The sequence below is a fragment of the Streptomyces sp. NPDC051018 genome, assembly GCF_044456085.1.
Taxonomy (GTDB): domain Bacteria; phylum Actinomycetota; class Actinomycetes; order Streptomycetales; family Streptomycetaceae; genus Streptomyces.
Window position 1 is genome coordinate 197,753 of the sequence record NZ_JBITFN010000004.1, and the last position, 24,498, is coordinate 222,250.

At 69.7% G+C, this 24,498-nt stretch carries 16 protein-coding genes and 1 riboswitch; of the genes, 12 read left to right on the forward strand and 4 right to left on the reverse strand.

Going from position 1 to position 24,498, the window contains the following annotated elements; genetic code table 11:
• Window positions 1-69: 69 nt before the first annotated feature.
• Complete coding sequence (locus tag ACIBCM_RS09700) at window positions 70-1,707, reverse strand: acyl-CoA dehydrogenase family protein (RefSeq protein ID WP_399241445.1); 1,638 nt, start codon at window positions 1,705-1,707, stop codon at window positions 70-72.
• A 17-nt stretch (window positions 1,708-1,724) separates the two neighbouring features.
• On the opposite strand from ACIBCM_RS09700, the gene ACIBCM_RS09705 reads away from it, so the two are divergent.
• Window positions 1,725-3,032, forward strand: coding sequence for a YihY/virulence factor BrkB family protein (locus ACIBCM_RS09705; RefSeq protein ID WP_399241446.1), 1,308 nt, complete (start codon window positions 1,725-1,727; stop codon window positions 3,030-3,032).
• Window positions 3,033-3,128: 96 nt separating this feature from the next.
• Here ACIBCM_RS09705 and ACIBCM_RS09710 read toward each other — a convergent pair whose 3' ends face one another.
• Window positions 3,129-3,521, reverse strand: coding sequence for a VOC family protein (locus ACIBCM_RS09710; RefSeq protein ID WP_399241447.1), 393 nt, complete (start codon window positions 3,519-3,521; stop codon window positions 3,129-3,131).
• Between the two features lie 296 nt (window positions 3,522-3,817).
• Between ACIBCM_RS09710 and ACIBCM_RS09715 the strand changes: the two genes are divergently transcribed.
• Entirely contained in the window at window positions 3,818-4,555 is a 738-nt protein-coding gene (locus ACIBCM_RS09715; RefSeq protein ID WP_399241448.1) for a hypothetical protein, read from the forward strand.
• A 126-nt stretch (window positions 4,556-4,681) separates the two neighbouring features.
• Here the strand turns inward: ACIBCM_RS09715 and ACIBCM_RS09720 are convergent, their stop codons facing one another.
• Window positions 4,682-5,440, reverse strand: coding sequence for a CbtA family protein (locus tag ACIBCM_RS09720; RefSeq protein ID WP_399241449.1), 759 nt, complete (start codon window positions 5,438-5,440; stop codon window positions 4,682-4,684).
• Between the two features lie 220 nt (window positions 5,441-5,660).
• Window positions 5,661-5,879, reverse strand: coding sequence for a CbtB-domain containing protein (locus ACIBCM_RS09725; protein WP_399241450.1), 219 nt, complete (start codon window positions 5,877-5,879; stop codon window positions 5,661-5,663).
• 46 nt (window positions 5,880-5,925) lie between these two features.
• Window positions 5,926-6,019: riboswitch (adenosylcobalamin (AdoCbl) riboswitch) on the reverse strand.
• A 143-nt stretch (window positions 6,020-6,162) separates the two neighbouring features.
• Between ACIBCM_RS09725 and ACIBCM_RS09730 the strand changes: the two genes are divergently transcribed.
• From ACIBCM_RS09730 to ACIBCM_RS09775, 10 genes are all read left to right on the forward strand, one after another.
• Window positions 6,163-6,729, forward strand: a complete 567-nt coding sequence (locus tag ACIBCM_RS09730) for a histidine phosphatase family protein (protein WP_399241451.1) — start codon at window positions 6,163-6,165, stop codon at window positions 6,727-6,729.
• A gap of 297 nt (window positions 6,730-7,026) precedes the next feature.
• A complete protein-coding gene (locus ACIBCM_RS09735; protein WP_399241452.1) occupies window positions 7,027-7,716 on the forward strand; it encodes a SigE family RNA polymerase sigma factor in 690 nt (229 codons plus the stop codon).
• Window positions 7,709-8,152, forward strand: a complete 444-nt coding sequence (locus tag ACIBCM_RS09740; RefSeq protein WP_399241453.1) for a hypothetical protein — start codon at window positions 7,709-7,711, stop codon at window positions 8,150-8,152. The genes ACIBCM_RS09735 and ACIBCM_RS09740 overlap by 8 nt, the downstream gene beginning before the upstream one ends.
• A gap of 262 nt (window positions 8,153-8,414) precedes the next feature.
• Window positions 8,415-9,512: a hypothetical protein gene (locus tag ACIBCM_RS09745; protein WP_399241454.1), complete on the forward strand. Its 1,098-nt coding sequence runs from the start codon at window positions 8,415-8,417 to the stop codon at window positions 9,510-9,512.
• 65 nt (window positions 9,513-9,577) lie between these two features.
• Window positions 9,578-9,985 carry a VOC family protein gene (locus ACIBCM_RS09750; RefSeq protein WP_399241455.1) on the forward strand — a complete coding sequence of 136 codons (408 nt, stop codon included), beginning with the start codon at window positions 9,578-9,580 and terminating at the stop codon, window positions 9,983-9,985.
• 592 nt (window positions 9,986-10,577) lie between these two features.
• Window positions 10,578-10,805 (forward strand): hypothetical protein, encoded by a 228-nt coding sequence (locus ACIBCM_RS09755; RefSeq protein ID WP_399241456.1) that lies wholly within the window; start codon window positions 10,578-10,580, stop codon window positions 10,803-10,805.
• Between the two features lie 476 nt (window positions 10,806-11,281).
• On the forward strand, window positions 11,282-11,725 hold the full coding sequence (locus ACIBCM_RS09760; protein WP_399241457.1) for a hypothetical protein: 444 nt from the start codon (window positions 11,282-11,284) through the stop codon (window positions 11,723-11,725).
• 509 nt (window positions 11,726-12,234) lie between these two features.
• The gene (locus ACIBCM_RS09765; protein WP_399241458.1) at window positions 12,235-13,662 is read left to right on the forward strand and encodes a VCBS repeat-containing protein; all 1,428 of its coding nucleotides are present in this window, start codon (window positions 12,235-12,237) and stop codon (window positions 13,660-13,662) included.
• Window positions 13,663-13,722: 60 nt separating this feature from the next.
• Window positions 13,723-17,400: a LamG domain-containing protein gene (locus ACIBCM_RS09770; RefSeq protein WP_399241459.1), complete on the forward strand. Its 3,678-nt coding sequence runs from the start codon at window positions 13,723-13,725 to the stop codon at window positions 17,398-17,400.
• Window positions 17,401-17,484: 84 nt separating this feature from the next.
• Window positions 17,485-24,498, forward strand: coding sequence for a polymorphic toxin-type HINT domain-containing protein (locus ACIBCM_RS09775; protein ID WP_399241460.1), 7,014 nt, complete (start codon window positions 17,485-17,487; stop codon window positions 24,496-24,498).

Consider the following 24,498-nt stretch of genomic DNA (forward strand, 5'->3'; position numbering starts at 1 on the left):
GTGCGGGGCCATCGCAATACACGTGTCAAGCATGGCTGATCATGGCTCCCCATCCGGCCCAACGGCCCCTCACACCACGGCCCTTGCCCTCTCCACGACCGCGCCCAGCGGCAGCCCGTGCGGCAGCGTCCCGAAGGCGGCGCCCCACTCCCCGCCGAGCCGTGACGCGCAGAACGCGTCCGCCACCTCCGACGGCGCCCAGCGCACCAGCAAAGACCCCTGGAGCACCAGCGCCATCCGCTCCACCAGCCGCCGCGCCCGCCCCTCGACGCCCTCCAGATCGGCGAGCTCGGTCAGCAGATCCTTGATCGCCCCGTCCAGCCGGTGATCCGCGCCGCGCGCCCGGCCCACCTCCTGGAGGAAGGCGTCCAGCGCGCCCGGCTCCCGCTGGAGCGCCCGCAGCACATCCAGCGCCTGTACATTGCCCGAGCCCTCCCAGATCGAGTTGAGCGGCGACTCGCGCAGCAGCCGGGGCATGCCCGACTCCTCCACATAGCCGTTGCCGCCCAGGCATTCGAGCGCCTCGGCCACCACCGGCGGGCACCGCTTGGTGACCCAGTACTTCGCCGCGGGCACCGCGAGCCGCAGCAGCGCCCGGTCCGCCTCCGTACCGGAGTCGTACGCGGCGGCCAGCCGCAGCCCGAGCACCGTCGCCGCCTCCGACTCCAGCGCCAGATCGGCCAGGACGTTCCGCATCAGGGGCTTGTCGATGAGCGGTCCGCCGAACGCGTTCCGGTACGCGCAGTGGTGGATCGCCTGCGCCACCGCCTGCCGCATCTGCGCGGCTGAGCCGATCGCGCAGTCCAGCCGGGTCGCCGCGACCATCTCGATGATGGTGCGCACCCCCCGGCCCTCCTCGCCGACCAGCCGGGCCCAGGTGCCGTCGAACTCGACCTCGGCCGAGGCGTTCGACCGGTTGCCGAGCTTGTCCTTCAGCCGCTGGATACGGAAGACGTTCCGGGTCCCGTCCGCCAGCACCCGGGGCACCAGGAAGCAGCTGAGCCCCCCCGGAGCCTGCGCCAGCACCAGGAAGCCGTCGGACATCGGGGCCGAGCAGAACCACTTGTGCCCGGTGAGGGCGTACTCCCCGCCGCCGCCGTCCAGCGGCACCGCGGCCGTCCTGTTCGACCTGATGTCGCTGCCGCCCTGCTTCTCGGTCATGCCCATGCCGAAGAGGGCGCCCGTCTTCAGTCCCGGCGCGAGCAGATCCTCCGCGTACACCGGGGAGGTCAGCCGGGGCTCCCACTCGGCCGCCAGCGCCGGGTCGGTCCGCAGGGCGGGCACGGCGGCGTGCGTCATCGACACCGGGCAGCCGTGCCCGGCCTCCGCCTGCGTCCAGATCAGAAACCCGGCCGCCCGCCGGACGTGCCCGGCCGGCCGGCCCCAGGCATTCGTCAGACCCGCGGTGACCGCGTGCCCGAGCAGCCGGTGCCAGGCCGGATGGAACTCGACCTCGTCGATCCGGTTCCCGTACCGGTCGTGAGTGCGCAGTCGCGGAGGGTGCTCATTCGCCAGCCGCCCCCACTCCTGCGCCTGGACGGATCCGGCGGTCCGGCCCAGTGCCGCCAGCTCCTCCCGTACGCCGTCGAGGAGCTCCGGCGCGACATGCCGCTCGACGGCCTCCGAGAGGGCCCGGTCCGCGGTGTAGACGTCGTACCCCACCAGGGGCGGAGCCTGGTTGGTCACTGTGTGGGTGCTCGCTGCCATGCCGATACGGTAAGGAGGTGCAGGCAGCAAATGAAACACCCGAGCCGTCATCGGGCCGGCTACATCGAGCCAGGGTCCTCTACCGCAACGTCTCGAAGCGGAAGATGGCATGGCTGCTGCTGAAAGACACCGTCTCCTCGTGCATCGAGTACCGGATCCTCGGTCTCGCGGCCGAGGCGGCGTTCTTCACCCTGCTGTCCCTGCCCCCGCTGATGCTCGGCCTCCTCGGCCTGCTCGGCTATATCGACGACTGGACCAACACCACCACCGTCGCCTCGATCGAGGGGAACATCCTCAACGCCGCCGGAACGGTTCTGTCCGAGCGGGGCGTCAACGAGATCGCGAGACCCCTGCTGGCGGACGTCACCCACGGCGGACGCCCTGATCTGATCTCCATCGGCTTCGCGATCGCCCTGTGGTCGGGCTCCCGCGCGGTCAACGTCTTCATCGACACGATCACCGTGATGTACGGACTCGACGGCCAGCGCGGCATCGTCGCGACCCGGCTGCTGGCCTTCCTGCTCTATCTGGTGGCGCTGCTGATCGGCGCGGTCGTGCTGCCGCTCGCGGTGGTGGGGCCCGACCGGGTGGTGGAGCTGATGCCCTGGGGCACGGAAGTGGTCACCGTGCTGTACTGGCCCCTCGTCATCCTGCTCTCCATCGCCTTTCTGACGACCCTGTACCACGTCTCGGTACCCGTACGCTCCCCGTGGATCGAGGACGTTCCCGGTGCGCTGGTGGCCCTCGGGATGTGGGTCCTCGGCAGCTTCCTCCTGCGGATCTATCTCACCAGTACGGTCGAGGGCCCCACGATCTACGGCTCCCTCGCGGCGCCCATCGCCGTCCTGCTGTGGATCGGCATCTCCGCCTTCGCGGTCCTCGTCGGCGCGGCGGTGAACGCGGCGATCGACCATGTCTGGCCGTCCGTCGCCACGGCGGCGGCCCGCGCGGCCAACGAGCGCGTGCGCGCCGCCCAGGCCGCCGAGGTCCTCGCGCGGGCGAAAGCGGCACACATTTTCGAGGACGACGCGGACGACGCGGACGACGCGGATGACGAGGACGACGGCGACGACCCGGTCGGCGGTTCGGGGGACATGCCCTCCGAGTTCCCGGAACGCTGGTCCCGCTTCCTGCCCCCGGACGATGTGAAGTCCCGCCTCCACGCCCCCCACAAGCCCGGGGGCGGCCACCACAAGCCGCCGGGCGACCGGGCGAACGGCTCCGACCACGCGAACGGTTCGGACCGCGCCAATGGCTCCGACCGTTCGAACCGTCCGGACCGTTCCAAGGGCTCCGACCGCTCGAACGGCTCTTCGCGGGATTGAGCCTTCGGGGAACGTGGTCCGGGGGAGTGGCCTTACGGCCGTATGACCCAGGCAGACGCGCGATCGGGCCCGGGACGGCCCCGGGCTCCCGGGCTCCTACTCCGCTTCGGCGAACAGGGAGACCCCGCAGCCGTCGGGGTCCAGGACGACGGCGTAGCGCTGCCCCCACACCGCGTCCCAGGGCGAGAGATGGCTCCGGTAGCCGGCCGAGACGAGCCCGGCGTGGACCGCGTCCACGTCGGAGGGGGAGTCGCACCGGAAGGCGAGCCCCGTCCGGTCGCCGCCCTCGGGACGGGACCAGGCGGGATCGAACGACCGGATGACCTCCTCGGTGTCCCACAGCAGGCGCAGCCCGCCCGGCAGTGCCGCCTCCACATGCGGGGCACCGTCGGCGTCGGCGGGAATGTCCAGGCCGAGCCGCCGGTAGAAGGCGAGCGACGCGGCCATGTCGGCGGTGACGATACTGAGCGAATCGAATCGTGGAGTCATCGCCCCACCGTAGGCAGGACCCGGACGAAGGGTCTTGTACGAAACCAAGGGTCTTGTACGAATCGGACGCCACGCCCGATGCCGGCCCAGCCCTCTTCCGATCACCGGTCTTCGTACCGCCGGACACCACCCGGTTTCCGCGGGGAGCTGAGAGGATGACGGCGCCTCCCGGTCCGCGTTCCAGGCGGCCCCGCCTTCCTGGAGCTTCCTCGCCCGAGGCCGGGACCATCACCGCAGTAGACCTCATCGCAGAAGACATCACCGCAAGAGATCAGATCCACGGGGGAGACAACGGGATGACCGCATCGAGGGCCGCGCTCACACGGGACAGCCTGCGACTGAAGATCACTGTCCAGCGGGTGCGGCTCGGAGACGAGGTGTACCGGGTGATCAGCCCGTCGAAGCCGATCAGGCACGGGGCGTTCTTCCAGTCCCATACCTCGTACAACCTGTACGCGGACCGGGCGGACGGCCGGCGCATAGGCGCCCTGTGGCTGCTCGCGGCACGGTCCCCACGGTCCCTGGTCTACCTCCCGCTGCGCGCCCCCGCGCGGAAGTACGGGGGCGAGTGGGACGAAGAGACGCCGTTCGACCTCGTGCTGGCCCACCGGGAAGTACAGTTCCGGCCCTCCCGGTGGAAGCGACTGCGAACGATCATGCGCACGGGGACCGTTCCGCGCGAACTGCGTACCGCGAGCGTGCCGGAGAGCGACCTGCTGCCCGACCCCGGCGAGATCGACTACGCGGCTCCGAGCCGTCGGGAGCCCAGGGAACTGCTCCACCAGCACGTCCATGCCGAGACTCTGTTCCTGACGGGCGGTACGACGGCGTTCCGGGAGGCGGCTCCGCATCTGTTCGCCGTCACGAAGGACGGCCCTCCCGCCGCCGCGACACAGCTGTACTACTCCGGCGGATGCAACTACCACGTCTGTCGTTCCCTCTACCGCTGGGCGGATCTGGAGACCCATGGGTGGGAACAACTTCATATGGAGTTCCGCCCGGCCTGGTTCGGATGGTCGTCGGAGGCCGGCTGAAACGGCGGGAGTCCACCCGAGGAGCCCTCGGGTGACCGTCGGACCGGCCGCCGGGAGGCGCGGTCCGCGGGCCTGCGGCGGCCCGTAAGGGAGACGTACGACCCCAGGGTCACCCGGCGCACGGGGTCAGAGTGCGGCTGTCGTGGCCGGTGTTCCCGTGGACCCCGGGGCCGTCGCCGGGGCGAGGAGCCGTTCCGCCAGCTGTCCGAAGACCAGCCCGAAGACCGTCCACAGGGTGACCTGGATCGCGAGGGTCGCCAGCCGGAACTCCCAGACCACGGTGGCCGGGAAGCCCTTCGGGACCTCGTTGAACGACGGCAGGAACACAAACGCGACCCCCACGGCCACGACGAACCCGGCCGCCGCGGCGACGGTCGCGTTCCAGTTCCCCAGCCGGGGCGCCAGCCGCTTCCCGGCGATCACCGCGGCCACCGCCAGCAGCACACTGAGCACGATCATCAGGAAGTACAGCGCGGTGCGCCCGCCGATGGTGCCGGGGTCCCCGACGGCCGGCGGGTTCGGCGGGTACTTCAGATACGGCACGACGTACACGGTGACCAGTGCGCCGAGGGCCACCAGCGCGGCCGTCGCGCGCGGGCCGAACCGCCCGATACGGCCGAGGGCGACGCAGTACGCGAGCGCGGCGATCCCGCCGATCGCGACGCCGAAGACCAGGACGCCGGTGGCGAGACCGGCGGTCGACTGCATGGCGCGGCTGACGAGTTCCTCGCCGCCGTGCTCATGGCTGCCGGCCTCCTCGAAGGCGATGGCCGCGTCCACCGGGCCCTCGCCGATGAAGTACGCGACGGCCAGCGCGAACACCCCGGCGACGAGGCCCGCGAGCATACCGCGCACCAGCAGGGCTCTGACGGATATGGAAGGCATGGGTGAGTGTTCCCCTGTGTGGTGAAGGCGGCTCGGTCCGCTGCTGCGGACAACGCGTCCGAGATACGGCGCCGGGGCGCCGCGAGAGGGATTCCGGAGGGGGGTGTGCCGCCGGAACGATGTGTGTGCGGGCGAGGCGTCCGGGGTCCGGAGGACATCCGTGTTCCTGGACTTCCGTGTCCCTGGACTTCCGGGGTCCGTTGACGTCCGGGCGCGGCCCTCAGTGGCAGGGGAAGCCGAGCAGATGACGCCCGTCGTGGACCCACTCGTGGACGGTCTCTCCGGAGACGAGCGCGACCGCGCCCTGCTCCGCGCCGACGAAGTAGAGGAGGACCAGCATCAGCAGGCCGAAGAAGGCGGCCCAGGGGGCGATCGCCCTCAGTGAGACGGGGGTGAGTGCCGGTGCGGCGGCGGGTGCGGGCGCGGCGGACTGAGCCATGGCAGAACCTCCTGAGGGAACAACGCGTCCCGGTCGTGGTGCCTGGGACGAGGGCGCTGGGTCTGACTTCCCGCAGAGGTACGGGTACACAGTGGCGCGACCGTGCCGGATTCTCACCGGACTTCCGTCACGCCCTCGTCATGTCCACGTGACCGTACCGTGTACGGCCGGGTGCCGCCATGGCTCGTACGTGCGCAAACGCGCGAACGGCACGGGAAGGGAGGCATGTGAACTCCCGTGATGTGCTTGGCTCTTGGAGCACTCGACGGGAGGGAGTGGGGAGATGACGGTACGGGTGACATTGATCTCACCCGCGACGACGTCCGCGCTGCGGGAGGCACGTTTCGAGGGGGAGGTCTCCCTCGACGAGCAGGGTCTCGCCGCCGCGCGGGCCGTGGCGGGCACCCTGTCGCGCGCCGGGCGGCCGTTCACCGGCCCCTCCCTGCGCTGCCGGGAGACGGCCCGCGCCCTCGGGCTGGCGGCGGAACCCGTGGCCGGACTCGCGGACTGGGACGTGGGCCGCTGGCGGGGACGGCGGCTCGCGGAGGTCACCGGGACCGAGCCGGAAGCGGTGTCCGCGTGGCTCGCCGACCCCTCGGCCGCCCCGCACGGCGGTGAATCGCTCGTGGCGCTGTGCGAACGGGTGGGCGGCTGGCTGGCGGCCCTGCCGGACGGCCAGGTGCTGGCGGTCGTGGAACCCGCCCTGGTCAGGGCGGTCGTGGTGCATGCGCTCGCCCTGCCCCCGGAGGCGTTCTGGCGGCTGGATGTGCCACCGCTGGCCCTCACCGAGCTGACCGGCCGCTCCGAGCGCTGGAATCTGCGCTGCGGGAGCCCGTTGACGGCGGGCTGAGGGCGTCGGCCGGTCCCTGGGTGCGGCCCGGCCGCGCCACCGGCCCCGCACAGGTGCGCTCCGCCGGACCGGTGTCCCGCGCACCGGGATGCATCGGGGCGTACGGTGACGTAACGGGACCCGCTGTCGTGCACCCACCACGCCGGATGCCGCCGGGCCGGCAGCCGCCCACGAAGCCCTCCGGCCCGGCCGCCTGGAGCGAGCGGGCAGAGATCTCCGTCTCGGCCCGTCGACCGGGCAGAACCCCCGAGGCGTAACGTCGACGCGTACCCGCACATCTGCAAGGAGCGCTGACGTTTGACCGAGGAGGAGTTCACGGACTTCTACACCCGATCCGTGCACCGGCTCACCGGCCAGCTGTATGTGATGACCGGGGACTTCCACGAGGCCCAGGACGTGGTCCAGGAGGCGTTCGTACGGGCCTGGGGAGCACGCCGCCGGCTGGAGCGCGAGCGGGGGCCCGAGGCATGGGTGCGGACGGTCGCGTGGCGACTGGCGGTGAGCCGCTGGCGGCGGGTCGTGCGGGGCCGGCACGCGTGGAAGTCGCGGGACGACCCCCTGACGAGCGAAGGGCCGGATCCGGGCATGGTCGATCTGGAGCGAGCGCTGCGCCGTATGCCCTTGCGGCAGCGGCAGTGCGCCGCCCTCTTCTACGTCTGTGATCTGCCGGTGGAGCAGATAGCGGCCGAGACCCGGCTCTCCACCGGCACCGTCAAGACGCATCTGTCCCGGGCCCGCGCCAAGCTCGCCGACCATCTCGGCCGGCCGGATCATCCCGACCGGCCCGACCTTCTCGACCGGCCCGACCTTCTCGACCGGCCCGACCTTCTCGACCGGCCCGACCTTCTCGACCGGCCCGACCTTCTCGACCGGCCCGGCCTTCTCGACCGGCCCGGCCTTCTCGACCAGCCGGATCATCTCGACCCGCCCGACCTTCTCGACCAGACCGATCACCATGCACCGACCGGGGAGAGCCGTGATGTCTGACCTCGACGACCCCGTGCGGGCCGGACTGCGGAGCGCCGCCGGCCGGGCGGCTGAGCACGCTCAGCCGATCGACGCGCGTACGGTCGTCGCCAAGGGGCGGGAGCGCCGACGCCACAGACTGATGGCCGCGACCGGTGCGGGTGTGCTGTGCGCCGTGGTGTCCCTGGCCTCCGTGGTCCTCACGAGCGGGGAGACCGCGCCGGTACGGCCGCCCGTACCCGCGGACGTCCCCTCGGACCCGGCCTCCCTGTCGACCGCCACCCCGGCGCCGAAGTCGACCTCGGGCGCCGGGTCCACCGGAGCCGCGACCCCGGAGGGCGGGCCGCCCCTGTCCACCGCCCCGGCCCCGGAGACCAGTCCGCCGGTGCCCCCGTCCCTGACGATGCCGCCCGGGCCCGGCACGACGGCGGTTCCGGAACGCGGCCCGCGCGGGTGACCGGGGTGCCCTGAGGGCGTCCGCTGCCGGGGTGTGTCCCGGGCGGGATGGAACAGCCTCCAACGTGATCCGCGTCACGTCGTGTCAACCATTTACCTACCTTCCTGCGTAAAGGCCAGCGAGAACCTGACCTTGCGAGGAACCGATGCCCCACCAGACCCAGAGTGACGTCCGCCGTCTGCCCGGCACAGCTGTCACTCCCGCGCGCTGCCGGAGGCTGACGGCCTCACCCTCGGCGGCGGGCGCGGGTCGCGGACGGGTCGTGAGGACGATCCTGGCGGTGTACACCGTGAGTACGGTTCTCCATCTCTGGATCCTCTCCGCGATGATTCCGCCGGGCGGCTCCGGCATCAAGGACCGGCTGCTCGCATGGGACGGGCTCCTCTATGTCTCCATAGCCACCGACGGCTACCCCGACGGCTTCACCCGTACGGCCACGGGCGAGCCGGCGGGCAACAACCTCGCCTTTTTCCCGCTCTTCCCCCTGCTGACCAGATGGCTGCACCGCCTCACCGGCATGGATCCGGGCACGGCGGCCATCGTCATCGCCCACGTCTCGCTGCTGGCCGCGCTGTTCGCCGTCCACGCGCTGGTGACCAGGCTGTACGACACGCGCACCGCGACCATCACGATCGTGCTGCTCGCGGGGGCGCAGCCCATGGCCCTGACCTTCCTCATGGGCTACAGCGAGTCCCTCTTCCTCGCGCTCGCCGCAGGCGCGCTGCTCGCCGCGCACCGGGGCGTGTGGCTGACCGCCGGTTCGCTGGGTCTCCTCGCCGGACTCACCCGCCCCGCCGCCTTCGCCCTCGCGGTCGCGCTCGCCGTGGCGGCCGTCCTCGCCATGCGGCGCGAACGCCGTATCTCCGCACGCCCGGTCCTCGGGGTCGCCCTTGCCTGCGCCGGAACCCCCGCGTATCTCCTCTGGGTCGGCCTGCGTTCCGGACAGCTCAACGCGTGGTTCCTCATCCAGGAGGCCGGCTGGGGAACCCACTGGGACAACGGCGCGTCCTTCCTCGCCTTCCTGCGCGAAACGCTGCTGCGGGGAGAGGGCTGGGTGGCCGTGAGCACCGCGGTGCTCCTGGTCGGAGCGATCTGCGCGACCGTCCTCGCCTGGCACCGCGGCGCGTGGCCGCCGCTGCTGGTCTACGGCTCGACGATGCTCGTCCTCACCCTCGCGCAGAGCAACTTCTACCACTCGAAACTACGGCTCCTCATCCCCGCGATGGTCTTCCTGCTCCCGTTCGCCCGCGCGCTCAGCCGTGCCCGTACACGCTCCGCCGCCCTCGCCCTGGTGGCGGCGACGCTCTTCGGATGCTGGTACGGCGCCCATATGCTCACGAGCTGGCGATACGCGATCTAGACGATCGATTCATCGTTTCATCGATTCTGAAGGGTAGGTGGTCATGGCGATCCCGGACCGGAGGGGTGGCGCGGCCACTTAAGCTGAGCCCCGAGTTGGTCGTCGACTGCCGTGACCCGGAGCGGCTCGCCGCCTTCTGGTGCGCCGTCCTGGGTTTCACGGTGATCGACCGGAGCGAGGACAAGGTCGAGATCGGCTCCTGGGAGCCGTCCGTCGAGAAGGTCCGGGCCCGCCAGATGCCGCCCACTCCGGTGTTCATCCGGGTGCCCGAGGGCAAGACCGTGATGAACCGGCTCCACCTCGATGTCAGCCCGATCGACAGCAGCACCGATGACGAGGTGGCCAGGCTGCTCGGCCTCGGTGCCGTCAAGGCGGACGTGGGCCAGGGCCCCGGCCGGAGCTGGGTGGTCATGGCCGATCCCGAGGGCAACGAGTTCGACGTCCTGCGCACCCTGGCGCCGTCCCGCTTTTGATCCGTTCCAAGGATCGGTGGTCGTTGGCGGTCAGTGAGCTCCGGACGGGCTGTCCGCAGCGGCTCGTTGTGCCGGACGGCGGTGGTCAGCGTGCGGGTTGGCCGCAGCAGCCTGGATGCCGTGCCCGGCCGGCCGGTGATCGGACTGACCAGAGGGGTGTTGCCGCGGCTCGGAAGCTCGGGTGACTACCTGGGAGCGATGGATGGAACGTTCGTTCCAGTGGGATGGTGAGGGTCTGGATGCAACGGCCTTTCATGGGAGCTCCGGACCCGGGGAGTATGGGGAATTCACGGTTCCGAATTTGTCGGCAGCCGGCCACTTTCGCCACCGGAATCACTGATGTCACCGCCATTGCGGCTGACCCGGCGCCGAGAGTCGGCTTGTCGTTCCCGGCTTTCGGGAGACGGTGTCCATGAATTACTTGCGTTCTCAGGACAGATGACAGTTTGACGTACGTATTCCCATTCGCCCTATGGCTTCGGTCATGAGCCGGAAGTACCGTAATGAAGACCGTCGCCCCGGGTGGTCGCGGATGGACGGCATGCCGTGGTGCGCCCGGACGACAGACCGACGCTCTTCTGGAGGGGGAAGCATGGCCGACGAGAAGAAGACGGAAGCGGACTGGTTCGACAAAACCCTGGGCCGGGCGGCAAGGGCCGGCGCGGCCAAGGTCACCTGCGGCGCGTCGGAGATCGCCGGAGTGGGCAAGCCCATCGAGGACTTCGTCACCGAGCAGTCGCGCAAGGGCCAGGAGCGGTACGACAAGCTCTCTCCCGAAGAGAAGCGCCAGATCGACTACTGGCGCACCAGGTCGTTCTGACGCGAACTCCCCGCCGGCCAAGCCGCGCGCCGCACGAGCCGTTACGCCGATGAGCCCGTCCGCCCCGCAACACGCGGGGCGGACGGCCTGCTTCTCCGTATATCCACCGTTCATTGAATGAGCCTGCGGCTCGAAGATTTCCGCCACTTGGTCGGGAGCAGTGACAGGCTCCTCGTTGTCCGTTCGGTAGGCATGACCGCTCCGAGATTCGTCTGCGGGTGTCGTCCGCGGGTGCCTTCAAGAGCGCGGTCGCCCCGTCGGCGAGGAGTACGCGGGTGCCGGAAGGGACACTCCGCCGGGTGTGTCTGCCGGCTGTTCAGCCGCCGAGTTCTCCGCTCTCCGCACGGGCGGAACGGTCCGTATGCGCCGCCGGATCTCCGTATCGGGTCGCTGGTTCAAGGCTGTTCAGGGCGTGGCTTCGGCCACAGGTTCCCGAAGACACGCGGTACTCGTGACACGGGTGGTCTCCTGAGTCCATGGGCAGTTCGTACATGGAGTACCGCGGATGCGGGTTCTGGTCGCGTGACTTCCAGGCGGAAGTGTGGCTCTATCTGCTGTCCAGGGAGGCGGCCCAAGCCGCCGGCCGCCCCGCTTGGCTCGATGCGGCCCGGGGCGACTGGGAGATTCAGGCGACCACAGGGTTCATGGGGTGCGTCTCTCCCTGCCTGGACGAGCACCTGGGAGCCCATCCCGATCGGGTCGCGACGGTGGCCGCCCTGTCGGAGCTGGTCCGGCAGCGGCTGACGGGGTGGGATCCCGCTATCCCCAAGGACGTCGTGAACGCCTTCGGAACCGGCGGTGAGCCGGAGTCCTTCAACGACGATCTGGACACCCGCCCGCTGCTGGCGTTCGCGGACATGTTCATCGGCCTGCTCCGCGGTGAGATCCCGGCCGAACCGGGCACGACCTCCGCCTTCTGACCCACTGTGACACCAACGGCCCCCGCCGGTGCGCGGCCGGTGCCGGATCGGGTGACCCCGCCCGCGGCGCACCACCCTGCGGAGCCCAGACCCTCCACCCGGACGGACTCCGATGTCCAGGCGGCGGAGCGTTCCGGGGGCGGTGGGCATCGCCACGGAGACGTTCTCGGACAGGGTGGGGCTCCGCTCCACCCGTCGCCGGGAGGGTGTGTTCCGAGGTCGGTGCGGGGCCTCAGCCCCCGTACCGATGCACAGCCGGCGGACGATCAATCAGTTGTGGACAAAGTGGTGGGCGTGTGACGCATGATCCGAATGCATGTCCGAATTCCAGTCTTGTCCGGTGGTCGTCGGAACCCTTGGATGATCCGTACATCGGTCTACATCGGGGGGACAACGTCATGTGGAGACGGGGGAGTTGGCGTCGCGCAGCCACGCGCTCAACCGCGGTGGTCGTGCTAGCGGCGGCCATGGGCCTGTCCGGCGCCGTGTCGGCATCGGCTGTCGGCTGTGTGGGCGGAGTCGATACGGACTTCAACGGTGACGGACTGCGCGACACGGCCATAGCCGACCCCGAGGCGACGGTCTCGGGCCAGCGGCGTGCGGGACTGATCCGTGTGGTGCTCGGCGGCGGCAAGGGTGTCGTCGAGGTCTCGCAGGACATGCCGAATGTGTCGGACAGCGCCGAGGCGGGCGACGGGTTCGGGTTCTCCTTCGCGGTCTACGACGCCGATCTGGACGGCTGCAGCGACCTGGCCGTGGGCATCCCTCATGAGGACGTGGACACCGTCGAGGATGCGGGCCTGGTGCACCTCGTCCACGGCTCGACCCTCGGCATCGGACTCGGGAAGAAGGACGTGGGGTTCGCACAGGGCGCTTCCCGTCTTCTCCATGAGGTTCCCGAGAAGGGCGATCTCGTGGGCTACTCGGTGGCCACCACGGTCTCGGCCACCGGGCACCCGTACCTGATCATCGGCACTCCCGGTGAGGATCTGCCGTCCGGGCCCGACACCGGGCTGGTGAACGCCGTTCAGTCGGTCGCGTTCGACGTCGCGACGATCACCCAGGACAGCCCCGGGGTCTGGGAGACCGCCGAAGCCCACGACCGGTTCGGCTACTCGGTCGCCGCGGCAGGCAACTGGTTCACCGTCGGCGTACCGGGTGAATCGATCGGCCCGGCGAGGGCCGCGGGAGCCATCTCGGTCTTCAAGGCCTCGATCGACATCAACGGAATCCCCGCCCCGGCCTGGGGTTCGGGACAGGCCCGCAACGGCGTCGGTGACAGCCACGCCGAGGCGGGAGACGGCTACGGCACATCCGTGGCGATGGCCGCACACCGTACGACGACCACGACACCCCCGGGGGACGCGCTGATCGCGGCCGGTGTCCCCGGTGAGGATCTCGGCTCGATCGCCGACGCGGGAGGCGTCCAGATCGGGCAGGTGACCTGGGACAGCCGCGCGGTGTGGCACTCCTGGATCACCCAGGACTCGGCGGACATGGAGGCTGTCGCGGAGGCGGGTGACCGCTTCGGTCAGAGCGTCGTCGCGGCGAACACCTCCCCTGTGGTCGTCGGCACCGCGGCGACGATGCGCCTCGCGGCGGGTGCTCCGGGCGAGGACTCCGGCACGGGCGTGACGGATACCGGCGGCGTGGGCCTGCTGCCCCTGCTGGGCGCGCCCGGGGTGAGTGATGTGTGGCTGGAGGCGGGAGACGGCATCCCCGCGGAACCGGCGGATCATCTGCTGGCGGGGCTGAACCTCGGAACCGCCGGAGGTACGGCTGTGCTGGTGGGGCTCCCGTACGCGAAGACCGGGGACCGCGCGGTTCACTCCTACCCGTGGACGACCGGTGGCGGCGGAAGCCCGGCAGGGACCTGGAAGCCCGGCCAAGGCGGCATCCCGGCCGACAACGCCGCCTTCGGCACCGCGATCCGGTGACTCGTCCCCCCGGGGACCCGACGGACGTACCCACACACCAACAGGGCGGGGAACACAGCAGTGTCGAAGGGGACGGGGCACCGTCGCGCCTGGACGGCGACGGGTGCCATCAGCGCGGTCATCGCACTCCTGGTCACAGGGGCGCACTACGGCGACGACGACGGCGGGGAGCGGGTGCGGAGCCCGCGGATCGCGGAGGCCGCACAGACCGGTCTCAAGGCGGCGGTCGCAGGCGGCCTGCCGACGGAGGCCGCGGCCGGGGCCGCAGCCGCGGAAGCCGGCCAGCCGGTGGAGGTCACCGGCCTGCGCGAGGAACGCCGCACCGTGGTGGCGAACGGCGACGGCACCTTCACCGCGAAGGAGTTCCTCGAACCCGTCCGCTCCTTCCGCAACGGCGAGTGGAAACCGATCGACACCAACCTGACCAGGTCCCCGGACGGGAAGTGGCGCCCCCTGGCCACCACCGTGAATCTGGAGGTGTCGGGAGGGGGAACGGGACCCTTCGCCTCGGTGGAAAGGGCGGGCCGCGAGTTCGCGCTGACCTGGCCCGGCGGTCCGCTGCCCGTTCCCGCCGTGAGCGGTGACACCGCGACGTACGGCGACGTCCTGCCGGGTGTGGACCTGGTCGTACGCGCCGAGGCGGAGGGATTCGGGCACTTCATCGTCATCAGGACGCCGGAGGCCGCCGCCAGACCCGAAGTCGCGCGCATCGAACTGGGACTGCGTACGGACGCGCTCGCCGTACAGGAAACACCCTCGGGGGATCTTGAGGCAGTCGACACCCAGTCCGGGGGTGTGGTCTTCGAGGCCGCGGAGCCCCTCATGTGGGACACACCCGCCGCCTCACCACCGAGAGTCCGGCCCAAGTCCGCAGCCCCCGGCGGCTCCCCGCTGTCGCCCGACCCCGCCGCCGCCGTCGCCCCGGTCGGGATGACGGTCGGCGCCGACAGCCTCACACTCGTTCCCGATCCCGGACTGCTGGCAGCACCCGCGGCGTTCCCCGTCGTCATCGACCCGACGGTGACGAGCCGCGGCTCCGCCTGGACTTCGGTCATCAAAGGCATGCCGAACGAGCAGGACTGGAAGTTCACCACACCGGCGGGCATGGGCAAGTGCCCCACCGACTACAGTGCCGCGTCCTGCCGGGGCATCGACACCCGCCGGTTGATGTACACGGTTCCGCTGACGGCCTACCGGACGAATATGACGATCCTGGAGGCCACGTTCTCGGCCCGGGTGGCCCATATCTACAGCGCCACACCCACGGCCGAGCCCGTGCGGCTGTTCCGGGTCGGCGGCAAGGACTTCGGCGTCACCTCAGCGAGCAACTGGAGCAATACCAACGCGTTGTGGAGCACATCCCTCGCGACCGTCGACAGGGCGATCTCACCCACATCGTGCAACAGCCCGGCGAACCTCCACTTCGAGTCCGCGGCGGCCGGGGCGCTGGCCCACGATGTGCAGGCCGCGGTCAGGGGCGGCTGGTCGCGGATGACGTTCGGGCTGCGTGCGGCCGACGAGAGCCGGTTCGCCGAGTGGAAGCGCATGTGCGGCAACGCCTATCTCTCGGTGACGTACAACCGCCCGCCGGCCACCCCGACCGCGGCCAAGCTGTCGAGCAATCCGGGAGGGGCGTGCAACACCACCGCCACGGGGGTGCGGGTCAACCGGCTGCCCAAACTGTACGCCCAGCCCACGGACCCGGATCACAGTTCCCGCGAGGCGGAGCCGGTGAAGGTGGAGTACAAGGTCTTCTGGACCGACGGGGGCGGTATCGCGCAGACGTACTCGTACACCACGGGGATGCGCTCGCCGGGTGCGACGTTCCAGCATCAGGTGATCGTGCCCAGAGGGAAGGCCATCCAGGAGAACGCCGTGGTCGGCTGGGCTGCCCGGGTCAGTGACGGGGTGGTGTGGAGCGGTTGGAGTTTGACCTGTCGTTTTGTGGTCGACAAGAACGTCCCGGGCGCTCCTCTGGTGAACTCCCCGCAGTTCCCGGTCGAGAGAAGCGGTGACGGGGTGGGCGCCACGGGTGACTTCACCTTTTCGCCGAACACCGAGGACGGATTCGACGACGCCGTCGTCACGTACGTGTACGACTTCGACACCGACGACCATCCGGCCGCCACCGTGCAGGCGGTACGCGCGGGAGATCCGGTGACCGTGCGCTGGACACCGCAGCTCCGGGGCGGGCACAAGCTGTTCGTCACGGCGTACGACGGCGCCAACAACCCCAGTACCCCGGTCGCCTATCTGTTCACCGCCGTCGAAGGACAGCCGGCGGCAGGTGAGTGGGGTCTGTCCGAGGAGGGCCGGGCAGAGGTGGCCCGCGACGAGTCCGGGCATCACCCGGCGCGGATCGGGCCCGCGGTCCGGCGCGACACCGCGGGGAACGGCACGGAGGCCGACCGGGTGATGGATCTGAACGGGACCCCGGACTCCTACCTGGAGACGGACGGGCCGGTCGTCGGTACGGACAACGGCTTCTCGGTCAGCGCATGGGTCAAGCCGGATGCGCTGGACCGGGACATGACCGCCGTCAGCCAGAACGGAACCGGTGAGCCCGGCTTCCGGCTGGGTTATCGGGCCGACCGGAAGACCTGGGAGTTCGCGCTGGCGACGGCCGATGTCCAGGCCATGGGGGAGACCACGCTCCGCGCCACCGGGACCCGTACGTGCCCCGGTGTCACAGCACCGCAGGTGGTCTGCGCGGGCGAATGGCGTCATATTGCGGGGGTCTACGATCCGGGCGCGGCCACGCCGCTCAGGCTCTACGTCGACGGCAGGCTCCAGGCCGAGGCGGCCCAGCCGTCCCCATGGCACGCGCACGGCGCGTTCCAGATGGGACGGGCCCGGGCCAAGACCGGCTACCACGGCCACTGGGACGGGCAGCTCGCCGACGTCCGCGCCTACAACCGGGTGACACCCCCCGACGAGGTCTCCAGGATGGTGGCCGGCCGGGTGGATCGTCTGGGGTACTGGCCGCTCGACACCGTCAGTGGCACCTCCTTCCCCGAACTGGGGGGCCATGGACAGCCCCTGGTCATGGGCGGCGGTGCCGAGTACTACCGGGAGACGGAGCTGGATGTGCTCACCGGCAATGTCCTGATGGTCACTCAGGACGCGGCGGGCCAGCAGCTCCCCGGCGGGCGCCTGTTGCTGAAGGGCGGCGGATACGCGGCCACCGCGACCCCTCCGCTGCCCGGGACCGGGAGTTTCTCGGTGACCGCACGGGTCCGGCTCTCGAGCGATACGGCGACCACCCGCCAAGCCGTGCTCGCCCTTCCCGGGGACACCACCAACCGTTTCGTGGTGCGCTTCACCGCCTCCGAGGGCGGGCTGCCAGGCCATTGGGAACTGGCCGTCCCCAGCGAAGCCGGCTCGGAGACCCCGGCCGCGGTGGCCCGTGCGTATGCGGACGGCAACCCGCACGAGGGAATCGGACAGTTCGTCACCGTGACCTACGACGCGCTGACGCAGCGGCTGAGCCTCTACGTGGACGGGGCCATGGCGGAACCCCGGCCAGGTACTTCCCCACCGGTTTCCGGGCATGTCGACGGGGTCGCGATGACCTGGCCGGCGACAGGCGGCTTGCAGGTCGGCCGGGCCCGCACCGGAGCGGGCACCTGGGGGGACCACCTCTCCGGTGACGTGGACGACGTCCGGATCTACAACGGCGTCCTCGACAGGAGCACGATCGGTCGGCTCGCGGACAACCACACCAAACCCGCGCTCTAGCAACCTCACCCGGCCGCCACCCCCTCCGGGCGGCCGGGACCAAGGGACGTTCCCGTCCTCACTTCGCTTTCTCCGGGAGTCTTCATGTCTGCCCGAACCACCCGCCCGGGCCTCTTACGCGGCCGGGGAGCGTTCGCCGCGGTCGCTCTGACACTGTCGACCGTCCTCATGGCGACGACCGTGCAGGCCCCGGCCGCCCCGGCGGCAAGTCGCTTCTCGGCCGAGGGGCCCACCTTCGACGCCCCCGCCGAGGGCCGCCCGGCCGCCGCGAAACCCCGGCCCGTCGACACCACGAAGAAGGCGGCGGTGACCACCCTCGAACCGGCGAGCTGGCCGGGGGCGGGCAGCGTGACCGTCGAGGTGACGGCCAAGGGCGGGAAGGCCGAACCGGGCGGACTCCCGGTCACCCTGGCCGTACCCGTATCGACCCCCGCGGCGGCCCGCGCCACCCTGAAGACGAAGACCCCCGCCGCCAAGCAGGCCCCCGCGGCGAGGAAGGTGCGAGTCGAGGTCATGGACCGCGACCGCGCGTCGGCCCTCGGCACGACCGCGCTCCTGAAGGTCAGCCACGCCGACGCCACGGCCGGGACGGCCCGTACCCGGCTCAGCGTCGACTACACGCGGTTCGCCGAGGGACACGGCGGCGACTTCGGCGCCCGGCTGGCTCTCTACCGGCTGCCTGCCTGTGCCCTGACCGCCGTACCCGGTTCCCGGGCATGCCCGCAGCGGCCCGTCCGCCTCCCTTCGGTGAACAACACCGGGACCAGAACCCTCTCCGCCGATGTGTCGGTCACGCGCGCGGCCTCGGCTTCGCTTCTGGCCGTGGCGTCCACGGCCGCCTCGTCCCAGGGCAGCTACAGCGCCACTCCGCTCGCCCCCTCGGCTTCCTGGAACGTCTCACCGTCCTCCGGCGGCTTCTCCTGGTCGTATCCCATGCGGCTGGTACCCACCCCCGGAGGCCAGGTGCCGTCGGTCGGGCTCTCGTACTCCTCGCAGAGCGCCGACGGCAAGACCGGTATCACCAACAACCAGGGCTCCTGGGTGGGTGAGTCGTTCTCGTACGAACCCGGCTTCATCGAGCGCCAGTACAAGCCGTGTGCGGACGACGGGCACCCGGACTCGGGGGAGCTGTGCTGGGCCCACGACAATGCCACGATCATGCTCAACGGTTCGTCCGGGCAGCTGATCCAGGACAACACCACCGGTGCCTGGCATATGACCGGCGACGCCGGATGGAAGATCGAGAAGCTCACCGGCACGGTCAACGGCGACAACAACGGAGAGCACTGGAAGGTCACCGCCGACGGCAGCGAGTACTACTTCGGCCTCAACCGCCGCCCGGGCTGGCGTGCCGACAACCCCGACACCACCGGAAAGACCGACCCGGACCCGGAGACCTACTCCACCTGGACCGTCCCCGTCACCGGCGACGACAGCGGGGACGCGTGCTACAACCCGGTGTTCGCGAACGCCTGGTGTCACCAGGCCTGGCGGTGGAACCTCGACTACGTCAAGGACGTCCACAGCAACACCATCTCCTACCGCTACGGCAAGGAGGTCAACGCCTACGCCCGCGGCGGCAGGACCGATGTCGTCGGCACCACCTACACCCGCGGCGGCCACCTCCAGCGCATCGAGTACGGGCAGAAGCACAACTCGGCCTTCACCGAGGCCGCTCCGGCGCGCGTCCTGTTCACCACGGACGAGCGGTGCCAGATCACCGCGACCTTCGACTGCGCCCCGGCGAAATGGACCGCGGCCAACACCGCGCACTGGCCCGACACTCCGTTCGACCGAAATTGCGCGGTCGGAGCCAAGTGCACGCTGAACCAGGCGTCACCGTCCTTCTTCACCCGTAAGAAACTGACCACCGTCACCACGCAGATGCGCACCGGTCCGACCACGACCACGCCGACCGGCACCAGCACTCCGTACGCGGATGTCGACGCCTGGCATCTGAAGCATCTGTTCACCGACAACGGCGACGACTCCAAGACACTGTGGCTGTCCGAGATCCAGCACGAGGGCAAGGGACACGGCGGCAGCATCAAACTGCCCTCCGTACAGCTGATCGGTCGCACCCTGCCCAACCGTGTCGACGCGATCGGCAACAATCTCTCGCCCATCAAGCGGTTCCGGCTGTACACGGTGCTCAGCGAGTCCGGCGCGCAGCTGGATGTCTCCTACCAGCCGGCCGACTGCGCCGTCGGAACACTGCCGAGTCCGGGGAATTCGGTCAAGCGCTGCTATCCGGTGATCTGGGCTCCGCCCGGACATCTGGAACCCATCACGGACTGGTTCCACAAGTACGTGGTCGCCTCGGTGCAGCAGTCGGACCGCACCGGACTGAGCGACCCGATGGTGACCCGGTACGAGTACCTCGGCGACGCCGCCTGGCGGAAGAGCAAACCCGACGGCATCACCCAGCCGAGATTTCTGACCTGGAGCCAGTGGCAGGGCTACGGCAAGGCCAGGGTGACCTCCGGCGACGGCCAGAACCAGACCTCACGGGTCGACTACACCTATCTCCAGGGCATGCACGGCGACGCCCGGCCCGGCGGTGGCGTCCGCCAGGAGGTCGTCGTCGATTCCGGCGGCGTGAGCCACACCGGACTGGAGGAGTACGCCGGCTTCGAACTGGAGAAAGCCGCCTACAGCGGCGGCCGTATCGTCTCGAAGACGATCTCCACCCCCTGGCAGCGGACGACCGCCACCCAGACCCGTACCTGGGACGGCGCCCCGGTCGTCAACAAGGCGACCGTCGTACGCACCGAGACGACCCGCGACTTCACCGCCCTGACCAACGGCACCTGGCGCGAGTCACGGACCATCACCGGATTCGACACCGCCCCCGGGGTCGTCGGGCGCACCACACTCGTCAACGACCTGGGCGATGTCGCCACCGCGGAGGACGACCGGTGCACCCGCACCCGGTACGCCGACAACCCGGGCCTCAATCTGCTCAATCTGTCCGAGCGGAGTGAGACCGTCTCAGTGGCGTGCGGTGTCGCCCCCGACAGGAAGACCCAGGTCCTGTCCGACCAGCGCACCGGTTATGACGGCCATGCCCTGGGTGTCGCGCCGACCCGAGGGCTCGCCACCAGGACGGAGCGGCTGAAGGCCCACGACGGGACCACGGCCACGTACCAGATCACCGGCACCACCACATACGACGGCTACGGGCGGCCCCTCGCCCAGACGGACACCCCGGCGGGGGCGACCACCACCCTCGCCTACACCGAGTCCAACGGGCTGATCTCCAAGGTCACCTCCAGGAATCAGCTCACCCATCTGACCACCACCGAGTACGAGCCCGCGTGGGGTCAGGCCAAGGCTCAGATCGACCCCAATAACCACCGCACGGACCTGGAGTTCGACGCACTGGGCCGGCTCACCTCCGTCTGGCTGCCCGGCCACCCCAAGGGCGCGGTCGGCCCGAGCCTGCACTACGGCTACTTCATCCGGCAGGACGACGTCTCCGCCATCAAGACCGAGAAGGTCGGAAACACCGGCATCTACGGCGTCGCCGAGTACCAGCTCTTCGACGCACTGATGCGCCCCCGCCAGCACCAGACGGAGGGCCCCCACGGCACGCGGATGGTGGCGGACACCTGGTACGACGGCCTTGGCAAGGTCGCCAAGACGAACGCCACCTACAACGCGCTCGGCGCGCCGTCGGACAAGCTCATGGCCGTATCGGACGGTGACGTCGGTGCGCAGACCCTGAACCTGCACGACAGTCTGGGGCGTCCCACTGCCGAGATCTTCGCCATCTCCGGGCACGAGCAGTGGCGCACCACCACCTCGTACGACTCGACGGGCGAGGGCGACCGGGTCCACACCGACCCGCCCCAGGGCGGCGTTCCGACCACCGCCATCAGCAATCCCGCCGGCCGGCTGACCGAGCTGCGCCACTTCGACGGTCCCTCACCGGTCGTCACCGGACCGCTCGGCGAGCACACCGTCACCAAGTACACCTACCGGCCGTCCGGCGATCCGGCGACGGTCAAGGACGCGCAGAGCAACGTCTGGTCGTACGAGTACGACCAACTCGGCCGGAGGACCAAGACCGTCGACCCCGACGCGGGCACATCCACCACCACCTACGACGACGCCGACCGCCCGGTCACCGAGACCGACGGCAGCGGGAAGAAAGTCACCACGGCCTACGACGTGCTCAGCCGCCCCCAGGCCACCTACGCCGGCGAGGGCACCACCGGCGCCAAGCTCACCGAGACGCTCTACGACAAGGCCGGAGCGCTGGGACATCCATACGCGTCCCTCCGCTACGTCAACGCCACGGAGTACTTCGGCTCGTACATCTCGCAGTTCGACATGCTCTACCGTCCCATTCTGACGCTGAGCTCCGTGCCCGCCTCGGAGGGGTCGGCCCTCAAGGGCCTGTACGCGTTCACCACCCGCTACAACAAAGACGGCACCGTAGCCTCCCAGGGCATGCCGGGGGTCGGAGGGCTCGCGCAGGAGACCCTCCTTTTCGATTACGACGGGTTGCAGCGTCCCGTCAGCCTGTCCGGAACGTCCAACTACGTCACCAACACGGTGTGGACACCCACAAGCCAGCTCTCCACCCTCACGATGAACGGCGGCGCCAAGCAGTCCGAGCAGCACTTCTTCTACGAGAAGGGCACGGACCGCATCACCCGTCAGCTCGTCACCGTCGACGGCCTGGGCAGGGCCGCGAAGGACGTCAGGACCTCGTACGACCCCGCAGGGAACGTCCTCTCGATCTCCGACACTGCGAACACCGCTTCCACGGCCGTCACGGACGTGCAGTGCTTCGCGTACGACGCACAGCGCAGGCTGTCCGAGGTCTGGACCCCGGCGGCCACTGCGACCACGGCGGCCGGCTCCGGCACGGTCGGTATGAAGACTCCCGAGTACAACGGCAGCACACCGAGCGCCTGCGCCGCCGCACCCGGTGCGAGCCCCCTCGGCGGGCCGGCTCCGTACTGGACGTCGTACACGATCGACAAGATCGGCAACCGCACCAAGGAAGTCCGCCACGACACCGGCCTCGACGCCACGAAGAACGTCACCCGCACCTACGCCTACGCGGACGCCAACGACAACGGCATCCCCAAGGAGCCCGGCGACGGCGGCCCTCACGCGGTCACCAAGGTCACCGAGCAGACCCGGACCGGCCCCCAGGTGGCGAAGTACGCCTACGACAACGCCGGAAACACCACCCGGCGGACCATCGGCGGTGACACCCAGACCCTGACCTGGAACCCCGAGGGCAAGGTCACCAAGATCGCCGAGCCGGACGATCCCACCACGCCGAACGAGAACGAGGCCACCGAGACCACCTTCCTGTACGACGGAAGCGGCAACCGCCTCAAGCGCAAGGACCCCTCGGGCACCACGCTCTACCTCCCCGGGGGCACCGAACTCCATCTCCCGACCGGTGCCACCGCCGCGAAGGCCACGCGCTACTACACCCACGCCGGGCAGACCGTCGCCGTACGCACCTCCGACAACAAGGTCAGCTACCTCGCCTCGGACCACCACGGCACGGGCGACATCGCGATCGACTCCACCACCGGTGCGGTCACCCAGCGCCGCCTGGATCCGTACGGTAACCCGCGCACCGGCAATACCAGCGTCTGGCCGGGCCAGAAGGGATTCGTCGGTGGAACGGTCGACAACTCCACGGGACTGACGAACCTGGGCGCGCGTCAATACGACTCCGCCCTGGGCAAATTCATCTCCGTCGACCCGGTCATCGACGTCACCGACCCGCAGCAGATGAACGCCTACGCGTACGCGAACAACACACCGGTGACGCTGGCCGACCCGTCGGGCCTGTACGCCGGGTTCTGCGTGACCCTGGAATGCGCCATCGGCACGACCCAGGACGAGAAGAAGCAGTCGACGCCCACAGGCAAGGCGGCGAACAACGCGAGCAAGAACGTCGCCCGGGCATCGGCCTCGCACAACAAGGCCAAGCAGAAGGTCGTCAACGCCGGCAAGAAGCTCGCCAAGATCCTGATGGACGAGCTCGGCGTCACCGCCGCACTGGACTGCATATCCAGCGGCGACGCCGCTTCCTGCGGCGAAACCCTCCTCAACATCGCGGGGAGCTTCGCCGGGGGCCTGGCAGGAAAGCTGCTCGCGAAGTACGGAGCTCCATGGAAATGGAACGACGCCGCGAAGCTGGCCAAGCGCGTGGGCGGCCTCCTCGACGACCTGGTCAGCGGAGTCAAGGAAGTCTGGGACACCTCCAAGACGCTCAACAAGGCCAGGGACAAACTGGCCGCGGCCGAGGCCAAGTACAAGAAGGCCACGAAGCAGGACACGGAGAGCTGTGCGACCAAGCACAGTTTCCTTCCCGGCACCCGCGTACTCCTCGCCGACGGCTCCACCAAACCGATCGAGAAGGTCAGAACCGGTGACAGGATCACCACGACCGACCCCGGGACCGGGAAGGAGGTCGTCCGCGAAGTCGTCGGCACGATCGTCACCGAGGACGACAAGGAATTCGTCGAACTCACCGTCACCCACGACGGCAAGACCTCAACCCTGATCACCACCACGACCCACCCCTTCTGGGTCGAGTCCGAACAGTCCTGGACCGACGCCGGCGACCTCAAGCCCGGAACCCGCCTCACGACTCCCGACGGCGCGATCGCGGTCCTGGAGGACACCCGCTACTTCGAGAAGCGGCAGCGCACGCATGACCTCACAGTCGGGAATCTGCACGCGTACTATGTGCTGGCGGGGGCCACTCCGATCCTCGTTCATAATTGCGGCGGCTATTTCCCGGGCCATGCGGAGTCGTGCACGTGTGAGGGCATCGGGGATATCACGCCCAAGGAGGTCCCTCGGGCCGCCAGTCCGACTGATGCCTTTACTGGTCACGCGATGCAGCGCTTGGAGCAGCGTGGGGTTTCGGCAGAGGATGCTCGAGCCGTTCTTGGGAGAGAGCCCTTCTCCTATCATCATGATGATCAGTGGAAAACGGGCTACTACGATCCCAACTCCAAAGTGTTTGTTGCCAAGACCATTGATGGGAATGTGAATACAGTGATGACTGACGTGAGTCAGGCTTACATCAACCGCCTCCAGGGGAGGCGTTGA